Raw genomic sequence first — 10,587 nt, 5'->3', positions numbered from 1 at the left:
CTAACATCAGTCCATATAAATTGATTTTTTATTGTTTGTGAGAAATTCGCGTTTACCATCAATACCCGCTTCTAAGAAAGTGCTACCTTGGCTATTGTGAACAGTTAATGCAAAGCAGTTTCTGATGTTGGCAAACTGCTCTGAATGTTTGTAGTACTGCTTCCACAGAAAGGGATTACGCTTGGCACTTTTGAGTAAGCGTTTGGTTTCTTGGTCAAATTGTTTTTGCTCATCTTCATGCAGAACATAGATTTGACGCACAATCCCTTCATCTGTCTCTACCTTTAACCTCCAAGTATCATAGTTGTTGTAACGATCTCCAAAGACATCCAAAACAGTAAACTCTGTAGATGTAGAAAGAATCGTAGTTTTACCATCAGGAGCCATCACAGGATCTCTGGTGATTAATCTCTCTCCAGGAATAAAGCGATTGAGATTTTCACCATATAAATGTGTGCGAATCTGCTGATTATAAAAGTCAACTTGAGTATTAGTCCAGGACAAAATTCGGAAACAATCTGGATTTTGAGCAAATTCTCTCTTCATCTTTTTGCAGGCATAGCGCAGCAAAGTTTGACGTTTAACCATCAGCGCCCCATTACTTTTATCAGGCAGATATTTGGCATAAGGCTCAAAAGGAAACTTGCTCTTGGTGACTGCATAGCGAGAAGCAGTGACAAACTCTAACAAAGGGCTACCAGTTCCTTGACGCACAACTTGAGTCAATACTGCTTTATCTGGCACTTGAAAACTAGGGGATTTTGCTTCATTAACTGGATTTAACTGTGCTGGGTCGCCCATGAGAATAATTTTGATTTTTGTCCAGGTGGATGATTGGTTAGCAACATCCTCAATCCAGCGCCAGAGTTGTTTGCCAATCATGGAACATTCATCAATAAAGACAACATCAAATAGATTGATGTAAGAAGGCCCAGTTTGGTCAAGTACTTTCTCTTTACCTCTAGTTACCATACCCAGTCCTAACAACTGGTGAATGGTGAAGAATTCTACCCCAGTTACGCCATTTTCTGCCGCCATGCGTTGCAGCACACCTACAGCTTTATTAGTGGGTGCAGTCAGTACAACTCGCTTACCCGCAGCGACAATAACTTTAACTAGTTGGAAAACAATAGTTGACTTACCGGTTCCAGCATAGCCAACCAGCAGAAATAAAGCAGCCATCACAGTTGGCTGTATAAATGTCCACATTGCATCTAAAGCTTTTTGCTGCTGCTGGGTTAGTTGAAATGGAAAAGAACCTGTTGCAGCGAAAGTAGGAAGTGTTTGGATCATCATCGCTTCGCTAATTCCATTAATTGATCCACTCAATGCAGCGATAGCTGTTGGTTTTGCTTCTCTGAAAAACAACACTCCTTCTGGTTCGAGGAATATGTTTCCATATCCATTCGGCATCATCAGAAATCAATATATTGAAAGTTTTTTAACATTCAGATGATTTAGTTAAATCTGGAGTTGCACATATATATTTTTCTATGAAGGTAAACATCCTCAATCTTAAAATTATTGCTACTCGGAAATCCTACTTTAATTTTTGTGATTACAAATTTTCGCGCATGTCACCATACATTAGACCTCACTACGCATTAGTACGTATTTAAATATACTAAATTTTTTAATATACTGAAAATAGTTTTTAGCGTAGGCGTGGCCCGCCGTAGACATCGCTCGTTTTTTATCCGGCCTCACAAAACCCCATCCCGTTGCTCCCATCTCTATGTTATTTATCAAACAAAAATACCTGTCCTACAGGATTGCATTTTTCAGTGTGGGAGTAACTTTGCTAGTAAAGCTGGGACTAGAGCATCTAACTGGAATCACAAGTTCTTTCAGCTTGTGGCTGATTGCGAACGCTATAAGTACTTGGTACGGTAGTATCATTTCAGGATTGACATCAGTGTTTTTGGCTGCTTTAGCTAGTCATTACTTTTTTACAAATCCATCTTCTACTCTCGATAGTCTGGAATTTGTATTATTTGTTATCGAGGGTCTATTAATCAGTGCGCTAACAGCTAACTTCCAGTCAAGCAAACAGCAGTCAGATACTGATAAAACAGAAGCCCAAATCAATCTAAAAGATTTATTACAGAGTCAGCGTTCACTTCGTCAAGGTGAAGAACTATACCGAACATTAACCCAAAATCTACCCAATGGAGTAGTTTTTCTCTTTGATCGAGATATGCGCTTTATGGGTGCTGAGGGTACAGAACTGCAAATCTTTGGTTTACCAAAAGAAGAGTTCCAAGGTAAAACGCTGCACGAAACTGTTCTCCCTGAGACTTACGAACTTATAGAACCAGCTTACCGTAGTACCTTACAGGGTACTCCAATGTGTATTGAAATCCCTTATAACAATCAAGTTTATCTAATACAAACTTTTCCAGTCAAAGATGAAAATAGCAAAATTCTGACGGGCTTGGCAATCTTCCAAAACATAACGAACCGCAAACAAGCAGAAGCAAAAATTATCAAGTTAAACCAAGCTTTAAATCGACGAGTTAAAGAACTACAAACTTTGTTAGAGGTGATTCCAACTGGCATTGGCATTGCAGAAGATCCAGAATGCCGAACTATTCGAGCTAATCCGGCTCTTGCCAAACTGCTTGGCATACCTGTTGACGCAAATGCCTCTCTCAGCGCTCCTAATGATGAACGTCCAACTAACTTTAAAGTTTACCAGTCAGGCAGAGAATTAGCTCCAGAAGAACTAGCTATGCAATATGCTACCACTCATGGTGTAGAAATACTGGATTCTGAGATTGAGGTGGTTCGTGATGATGGTATGAGAATTAATCTCTCGCAGTATGCTGCCCCTTTATTTGATGAAGATGGAAAAGTGCGGGGGTGTGTAAGTGTATTTCTAGATATTACCCAGCGCAACCAAGCAGAAAGAAAATTGCAAGCTGCTAGAGATCAGTTGCAGACTGTACTGGAGGCTGTACCTGGAATTGTATCTTGGGTCAGTTCCGATTTATGCTATCTAGGTGTCAACAAGCACTTAGCTGATAGTTTTAATTTGTCTCCCGAAGCTTTTGTTGGTCAGGATATTGGTTTCTTAGCTAACGGTAATGGGTTTCGTGAGTTCGTGCAAAATTTCTTTGCTGGAGATCAATCTGAAGCATTATATGAGTTGAAATCCATAAGCGCAGATCGTAGCTATTTAATTGTGGCTCAAAAATATGACCAGAACAGAGCCGCATTTTTAATCGGCATTGATATCACTGAACAAAAGCGTGTAGAGGAAGAACTCAGACAAAAGACTGAGGAACTGGCAGAAATAAATCGAGTAAAGGATGAATTCGTCGCTGTCTTGTCTCATGAGTTACGTACTCCCATGCATAATCTCCACGGCTGGGCGCAACTATTGCTAACTGAATCTGAGATGGATGAAGCACTGAAAATTGAGGGACTGGAAACGATTGAGCGGAATGCCCGTCTACAAGTTCGCTTAATTGACGATTTGTTGGATCTGGCTAGGATGCAGAAGGGCGAGATGAATTTGGAAATCGAACCTGTTGACCTAGCAAGTGTAATTCGGTCAGCAGCAGATACTATTCGATTGTCAGCCGAAACAAAGGGCATTCAAATTAAGTTACATCTTGATGCTGTGTCCAACGTTTTAGGTGATGCCATTCGTTTACAACAGGTGGTTTGGAATTTGCTTTCAAATGCAATCAAGTTTAGTTCCAAGAATGAAAGTGTAGAGGTCAGATTGGAAGAAGTTGAGTCTCAAGCTCAGATTACTGTTATCGATCGAGGGAGGGGCATAGAAGCAGAATTTATACCATTCGTCTTTGAACGGTTTAGTCAGCGTGATGCTTCCACTACTCGTTCTGCTGGTGGATTAGGGTTAGGACTTGCGATCGCTCTGACAATTGTAGAACTCCACAATGGCAATATCACAGCAGCCAGTGCGGGATTCGGCAAGGGTTCGACATTCACGGTGAGGCTACCTATCGTGAAAATGACAACGCACTTAAGCAATGATGAACTATTCCTTGGAGAATTGCTGCATGGCAATCAGAAAATTACCCAATTGCAGAACTTGTGCATTCTGGTTGTGGATGACGATGCAGATGCTCGGATGTTAATGCAGACTGTTCTTCAAAGCGCCGGGGCAGATGTATTAGTGGCAGCATCAGTAAAAGAAGCATTGGCAGTTTTAGAACAGCGCTCGCCCGCTCTACTGATTAGTGATATCAGTATGCCAGATGAGGATGGCTTTACCTTGATTCGTCAGGTTCGCTCCCGCAGTATAGAACAAGGGGGACAAATTCCAGCGATCGCTCTTACTGCTTTTGCTGAAGCCAAAAATGAGCAAGGTATTTTAAAAGCAGGGTTTCAACTTTTTATTGCCAAGCCAATTAAGCCAATGGAACTTGTGGACAAGATCATTGAGGTATTAAAAACTTGATTAAATGTCAATTCCTTTCTATTTTAACCAGTGCATCACCTCTAGCGTTGCTGTCCTAGTCTCAGTAGGCGGTCATTTAAGGCGATTCTTCCTAATTCAGAAATAACCTCAACTGGAACACCAACAGATTTAGCTGCTTCTGGGAATGTTACTCTGCTATTTCGCAATAGGTCTAAAACTTGCTGCACTTTAGGAACAACTGGATCGCTTTTGTTGGTGTAACCCCGATTAATAGCAATTCTCAGCCCGGTTTCAATATCATCTACTCTCGCTCTGCGATTTTTATCTATTAATAGTGTCTGTTGTCCAGCGATTGCGTTACTTTCAGAAGCTGTTCGGCGTCTACGTGCAGTGCCGAAGCCTATCGGAGACGCTGCGCGTAGCTTGCTTCCCCGTAGGGGTACGGCAACGTCTTCTGGTGCGTCCGCTATGCGTAGCTTGCTTCCCTGTAAGGGTACGACCAACGCATTTGCAATCTGAATACCAACATACCCAGTGTTTCTACGCACTGGAACGATATCGAAGTTGTAGAGTCGTTTTTGTCCCGTTTTGTCTACAGTTTGGACAAGTAAGTTAGTAATAGCAGTAGTGGTAGCCCCTGGAAACTTTAGCGGTTGGATTGGCCTCAGAAAAATCGTTGTAGCGCGTCCGCTTTTTAAATCTGTATCTGTGGTGTAGATCAGTCGTGAAGGATCTGCTACCAAAATGTAGGCGATCGCCTCGTCGGTTTGAGTGAAGCTAATAGGCGTAGCACGTCCTGGAGTAATTTGAACCTGAATCCTATTGCTTGCAGCCATATCCCGTTCAATCAAGCGATATGCAGGAGTTTGTGCTTGTGCCTGTACAACAGGTATCGTAACCCCAAATAATATTGTGGTGCTAGCAATAACAAGAGTGGCAAATTGTTTCATACTAATGAAAGAATTTTGGACTAGAAGTTTTGACTTATAGGCTGTTCTATTAATCTCAAATATTAAGTTGTAGAACGTTCAGTTTGTATCTATTCAATAGCCAGGATTCTGTAGATAACTCGACTTCAATCTGTTTGAATTTTAAATTGCTGGCTACTTATACCAAATTGGTATCATCGTTCAACTTTCAAAAAACTATTGACGACAACCGAGACTTCTGTACCTTCAGGTAAAAACTGGATATTTGGACGTTGTAGTAATTCCTGCACTGCTTGGTCAGAGCGTCTAGACAGACGTTCACTGACTGGACTAAAAAAGCCTTCTAGCGCCGCCGCCCAAATTTGAGGATTAGAGTTACTAGTAATAGTACTTTGGTTAAAAGTGCCACTAGAAACAACAGTGCTAGATTGAGTGCGGGGCTGATTCACTATGCTTCCCACTTTACCCAAACTACTGAGTAATCCAACTAATAAATCTTGTTGGGCAATATCTGTCCCCACATCATTCAGCTTTTTAGCAATTAATGGTTGCTGTCCTCTACCGCGAATTAACAGAGTCTCAGCTGGAATGGTTTCCTGTTTGACTGTGCCTTGGGAGTCAGAGTAAACAAGCGCGATCGCACTAGCAGATACCAAGTTATTCTTTTTACCTACTGCCACTGTTTTCGTTACCAAAACAGTACCAGCCGGGAGTGCCACCGTGCCATCTGTGGCTGTGAGAGGTTTGGTTAATTCGATAGCAAAGCGATCGCTGGGATTATTCCCTCCCTGATCCCAAATCATCGGCATGATAATTCTACCTGGAGCAGATGTACTCAGTGCTACCTCTTTAGTTTCATTTACATTGAGATTGGCTAGAGCTACAGGGGTGCGATTGAGGATACCTACCATTCCTGGAGTTAAGTTATCAGTTTTACTGTTAGTGCTTTTGGAGCCAATTAAAACTGTTTGAATACCAGGGTCTTCAGGAGTGGAAATGGATGTCCTAGCTGTTGGTTTCAAGCCTGTTGGAGTTTGAGTGTTAACAGCAACTTCTGACTGAGTTTCAGCTGCTTTAGAGTTACCGATTTGCGACTGTCCCAGGCTAGCTAGTTGGCTCCACTGCTGGAAAGGATCGACATTCCTTTCAGGCTGTCGTATTGGTGTTGAAGCTTGATAACTAACAGGATTGGGAGAAATATACCGCACTACTGGGGGCGCAGGTTGAGAAATTCTTACAGGAGTTATTGGTGTTATGCGTGATGCAGGAGTTGTGCGCGGTGAAAAAGTCTGAGGAGGTTGAGATGGCTTTGGTTTAGGTTTATTTTGTAGGGTTGGATTTGGGGATTTAGCAGCAACAGGTTCCACTTTAAGTTGTTGCCGTTGGTCTTGAAACGCTAATCTGCTTTTCAGTTCGGCAGATTCATCTAAAACTGGTTCGTCTTTTGGAGATGTAGTAGGGGTTTGGACTACTTGTTTGACAGGAGGTTTCGGTTGGAGAAATCCAAACCAGAGCAGTGCTACAGAGCCAATAACCATTCCCACTAAGCCAACTACCGAACCTAGTCGCACACTAGGTTTTTCTGCTAACGGTCGCTCTACTGCTCCTTCTGCATCTTGTTTCAAGCGATATTCTTCGGAAATGAGGTGATTTGCAGTAGGGTTATAACCTGCCAACAACTGCTCCTCTTCAGGGCTGATATCATCATCAGCGACCAAAGTGGCTTGGGTAGAGCGATGATTGCCGTTAGTAATGTTGAATCCCGGCGAAAACTCTGCTGATTTTTCGTTTAGGTAGTCAAATTCATGGTTTTGATTTGAATTGGTCATAATTCTACCTTTTTCCTTTAGCGTCGTTGCTGAGAATTGAACTCAACCATCTTGGTAATTTGCAGTCCAGATGATCGCACTTCATAAATTTTCTGTTCTACCAAGGGGGCATCTTTACCCAAAGGAGATCGGGGAATCTCCACTGCTTGGACGGTAAATGTGCGGTTAAAAGAAATACGCTCATCTCTACCAGTAGTGCGGTCAACTAAGATGCGGGTAGCAATCATGTCTATTTCCCATTCCCCAGGTCGTACTGCTCTCGGTTCTGACAAATAGGAAATAATAGTGGTGCTACGCAGCTGACCTGAAAAGAAGCTGGTAGGAACTAATTCGGCTATCTTCGGTAGAGAAGCTTTGGCGAATTCCGGTTCTAGCAGCAGGGAAGCAAACCAAGTATTTGTAGGAATGCGCCCATTTCTACCAACTTGAATGCCTTGGTCTGGTTGATTAGTGCCAGTGAGTTTGTCATCCCAGTTAAATGTTAGGGTTGTCCAGTCACTAACTACCTTTTGAATTACAGCTGGATAGCGCCAGTTGCGGTCTTGCTCAGAAATGTAGATTGTCTCACCATTTACCAACTGGGCAAAAGTCGTCTTGCGATCAGCAATTTTATTGACCCTGAAAGCGGTGAATAGAGTCAACAAAAATATGAGACCATTAAATGCAGTTAGGCAGATAAAGCAAACAGCTAGGAGGTTTTTGGCTTCCGGAAGCAATGGAGCTTGAAGTCGTTTAATTTGCAGAGTCATACCAAATTGGCATAAGTAGTATTGTTTGAAAATCCACCGAACAGCCTTGTGTTAAAGGTTTTTAATTTGTCTTGGAAAGTTTATGATGCCCGTCTTGAAAATAGGGACTGGGGACTAGGGACTGGGGACTTTCCGCAAAATCCAAAATCTAAAATCCAAAATTGGTATTACCCCCTGCGGAGTAGAGCAATACTGGTTGCAGTTCCAATGGCACTGCTAAAAATATCGATTAAGCCTTTGACATTGGCAGAAATGCCGTTATAAATAGCCATCCCCCCACCTCCAGCTATCAATACCGCCAAAACTGGTGCAAAGATGCTCAGGAAACATAAAAATGCGACATCAGATGCTAATTCAGCGCCCGACTTCACCAGGACGACAGCTGCTAAACCTACTAAAATGTTGTAACCAAGTTGAACACCAAACAAGGAAATAAACCCTGTTAGCCACGCCCAAATAGGACGACCTTGTAATGGCAGCAAAGATAAACCAACTGCGATCGGCGCAAATAATGCTGTTAGCAACAGAGCAGCTTCCAAGATGTTTACAAAGCCCCATTGCAGGGCATACAGGATAAAGCGAATAATGGGGATGGCAGTATCTCGAAACACACTACCTGGATCGTTGGCAAACTGAACAGCAGTACCGATTTGACCAGGCAAAGTTCTATTCCAGAGAAAACTAGCAAAATCTCGTAGTGGTTGGAGTGGAGATTTAGCTTCCTCTTCAGCTTTGGTAACAATTGCCTGTGCCTGGGCTTGCTTTGAGTTCCAGCATTCAACTAACTCTGTACCGACTTTTCCTTGACATTCGCTATAGAGGTTTTCTAGCTGTTGTCTAGCGATACTGCTAATTGCCACATTGGTAATAGCATCTCGAAATGTTAGTTCACCAACTTGAAGCTGAAGAACGCTTTGCACTTGGTTGTAAGCAAAGCCTCGGATAACAGTAATTGTCTTCGCCAGCATATTGCCGTTAGCCCCCAAGAAAATCATAATCACGAAGGGCCAAACAAAGATTGATGCCAGTTCTGACCATGATTGCTTTTCAATGATTTCCTTGCCAGTGGTCAGCGCCACAAATAAGATGCTGGCGGCTCCCAAAGTGATGCCCAATTTAATCAAGCCAATCCATAATGCTGAACCGAGCGGATCTAAAGTAATTAGCCAGACGGTATTCCACGACTCAACTGTGGCGCGAGAAAGTTCTAAAGAACTGGAGATAATTTCTAGGGCATCGGATTCTCCGCCTGTTAGTGGAAATGATTGAGCAATAATGTGGATCATGAGTGTCGAAAGCGTTAGCGATCGCAGCTAAAATTGACAGGACTAACGGATAAGGAATGAGTTTGCGGAGCGTCCCATAAAGCCTGCGGCATAGCTCCGCTTAGGGCGCAGCCTCTCGTAGAGAAGGTAAGACACGAAGAAATGGAAGGTTTTGCGTAAGTTGTAATTGATTTACAATGTCTAATTAATTACTTAGAACTAGTACAGCACGACATAAATAAGCCAACCATATTCCTACTCTTAAAACTTGCTACAAAATAGCTAAAAAGGTTGATTAATCAGCTTTTTGACTTCACGGTGGTACTAGCTCTAAGATTCCAATTCGTAGCTACTACTTGTCAGAACCAAGGGTAATGCCACCAGGCATGATCAATAACCCCGCCTGTTGAGTGGCAGCATTACCTGCGGCAACACTCTTACGGCGATCGGCAGTATTGATGGCTGAAAGTTCCTTGGCTGTTTGAGCGGTTAAGGTGTTACTCAATGCCCTGTCAATGCGTGCTTGCTGGGCTTCAATAAGCATCCGCTCGTTGACGCGACTGCTAAGGGCAGTCTGTTGGGATAGGTTTTGCAAAATCTGTTGGGTGACATCTAAACTTTGGGATTCCTCACCCAAGCTGACGCTTTCTTGAGTATCTTGTTGAGTAGCTTGCTTAATTTGAGCCATCTGACTTTGGGCTGTTTGGCTCAAAGTAGCCTGATTAGCGATCTCTGTGGCAACTGTTCTAGTAGCATATTTACCAAGGTCTTCACGGATACCATAAGAGCTTTGGCCATTGGTTTTATTCTCCAAAGTTTCAGACAGCACCGCACCAGGGTCGTTGTTGGCTGAACCGTTCATGATTCCTGCCAAAACTTTGTTTAAATCTGGAATTTGAATTGCACCCAAGGTAGAATTGAGCAGATTGCCAAGAGGATTAAATAGGTCATTTTGAGCGAAATTTTTGACATCTCCGACAAAATCATTGATTTGAGATGCTGTGTCTGAGGTGAAAATACTACCAGTAGTTTTGTTACTTACGGCAGCAGCTACTGGATCTCGACCGTTGTCTTGAGTGCGAGCAAGGGCTGGACTGGCGATAGAACCAAGTTCAAAAATTAGAATCAGTGCTATCAATCTGATAAAGGTAAGTTTAGATTTCATGATTCACCTTCCTTAATGCAGTTTTTAGATATATCAACTTGCAATCAGGCTACTTTTAGCCTGTTGGTCATCGTTACTCTCTCGGCGATCGCTTTCTTGTTGCAGAGATGCTCCGCTTTGGTTAAGCCTGTCCGCAGGACTTACGGCTGGGCGTAACCAATCGCGCAATGCTGTGGTTTGATGTATCTCTTGACCAATATGCTTAACCCTCTTTTATCACTCTCGACAAAGTATAATTAGGAGCGATCGCAAAAACA

At 42.6% G+C, this 10,587-nt stretch carries 8 protein-coding genes; 1 reads left to right on the top strand and 7 read right to left on the bottom strand.

The window, feature by feature from the left end:
• Window positions 1-6: 6 nt before the first annotated feature.
• Entirely contained in the window at window positions 7-1,416 is a 1,410-nt protein-coding gene (locus tag RMY63_RS40270) for a DEAD/DEAH box helicase (protein WP_322734027.1), read from the bottom strand.
• Between the two features lie 319 nt (window positions 1,417-1,735).
• Here RMY63_RS40270 and RMY63_RS40265 point away from each other — a divergent pair, with 319 nt between their 5' ends.
• Window positions 1,736-4,432, top strand: coding sequence for an ATP-binding protein (locus RMY63_RS40265; RefSeq protein WP_322734026.1), 2,697 nt, complete (start codon window positions 1,736-1,738; stop codon window positions 4,430-4,432).
• A 41-nt stretch (window positions 4,433-4,473) separates the two neighbouring features.
• Here the strand turns inward: RMY63_RS40265 and RMY63_RS40260 are convergent, their stop codons facing one another.
• The 6 genes from RMY63_RS40260 to RMY63_RS40235 form a co-directional block, all read right to left on the bottom strand.
• Window positions 4,474-5,343, bottom strand: a complete 870-nt coding sequence (locus RMY63_RS40260) for a hypothetical protein (RefSeq protein ID WP_322734025.1) — start codon at window positions 5,341-5,343, stop codon at window positions 4,474-4,476.
• A gap of 173 nt (window positions 5,344-5,516) precedes the next feature.
• Window positions 5,517-7,151 carry a TrbI/VirB10 family protein gene (locus tag RMY63_RS40255; protein WP_322734024.1) on the bottom strand — a complete coding sequence of 545 codons (1,635 nt, stop codon included), beginning with the start codon at window positions 7,149-7,151 and terminating at the stop codon, window positions 5,517-5,519.
• A 17-nt stretch (window positions 7,152-7,168) separates the two neighbouring features.
• Complete coding sequence (locus RMY63_RS40250; protein ID WP_229457378.1) at window positions 7,169-7,900, bottom strand: hypothetical protein; 732 nt, start codon at window positions 7,898-7,900, stop codon at window positions 7,169-7,171.
• Between the two features lie 167 nt (window positions 7,901-8,067).
• Window positions 8,068-9,186, bottom strand: coding sequence for a hypothetical protein (locus RMY63_RS40245; protein ID WP_322734023.1), 1,119 nt, complete (start codon window positions 9,184-9,186; stop codon window positions 8,068-8,070).
• A gap of 331 nt (window positions 9,187-9,517) precedes the next feature.
• A complete protein-coding gene (locus RMY63_RS40240; protein WP_322734022.1) occupies window positions 9,518-10,330 on the bottom strand; it encodes a hypothetical protein in 813 nt (270 codons plus the stop codon).
• A 33-nt stretch (window positions 10,331-10,363) separates the two neighbouring features.
• Window positions 10,364-10,498, bottom strand: a complete 135-nt coding sequence (locus RMY63_RS40235; RefSeq protein WP_322734021.1) for a hypothetical protein — start codon at window positions 10,496-10,498, stop codon at window positions 10,364-10,366.
• Window positions 10,499-10,587: the final 89 nt, after the last annotated feature.

The sequence above is a fragment of the Nostoc sp. ChiQUE01b genome, from assembly GCF_034531255.1.
Classification (GTDB): domain Bacteria; phylum Cyanobacteriota; class Cyanobacteriia; order Cyanobacteriales; family Nostocaceae; genus Nostoc.
Note: the sequence above shows the minus strand (reverse complement) of the source record. Positions and strands in the feature narration are given on the sequence as shown.

Excerpts from the sequence above, each read along its gene's own strand:
- RMY63_RS40270 (WP_322734027.1), bottom strand. The coding sequence starts at position 1,416 with ATGATGCCGAATGGATATGGAAACATATTCCTCGAACCAGAAGGAGTG.
- RMY63_RS40265 (WP_322734026.1), top strand. The coding sequence starts at position 1,736 with ATGTTATTTATCAAACAAAAATACCTGTCCTACAGGATTGCATTTTTC.
- RMY63_RS40260 (WP_322734025.1), bottom strand. The coding sequence starts at position 5,343 with ATGAAACAATTTGCCACTCTTGTTATTGCTAGCACCACAATATTATTT.
- RMY63_RS40255 (WP_322734024.1), bottom strand. The coding sequence starts at position 7,151 with ATGACCAATTCAAATCAAAACCATGAATTTGACTACCTAAACGAAAAA.
- RMY63_RS40250 (WP_229457378.1), bottom strand. The coding sequence starts at position 7,900 with ATGACTCTGCAAATTAAACGACTTCAAGCTCCATTGCTTCCGGAAGCC.
- RMY63_RS40245 (WP_322734023.1), bottom strand. The coding sequence starts at position 9,186 with ATGATCCACATTATTGCTCAATCATTTCCACTAACAGGCGGAGAATCC.
- RMY63_RS40240 (WP_322734022.1), bottom strand. The coding sequence starts at position 10,330 with ATGAAATCTAAACTTACCTTTATCAGATTGATAGCACTGATTCTAATT.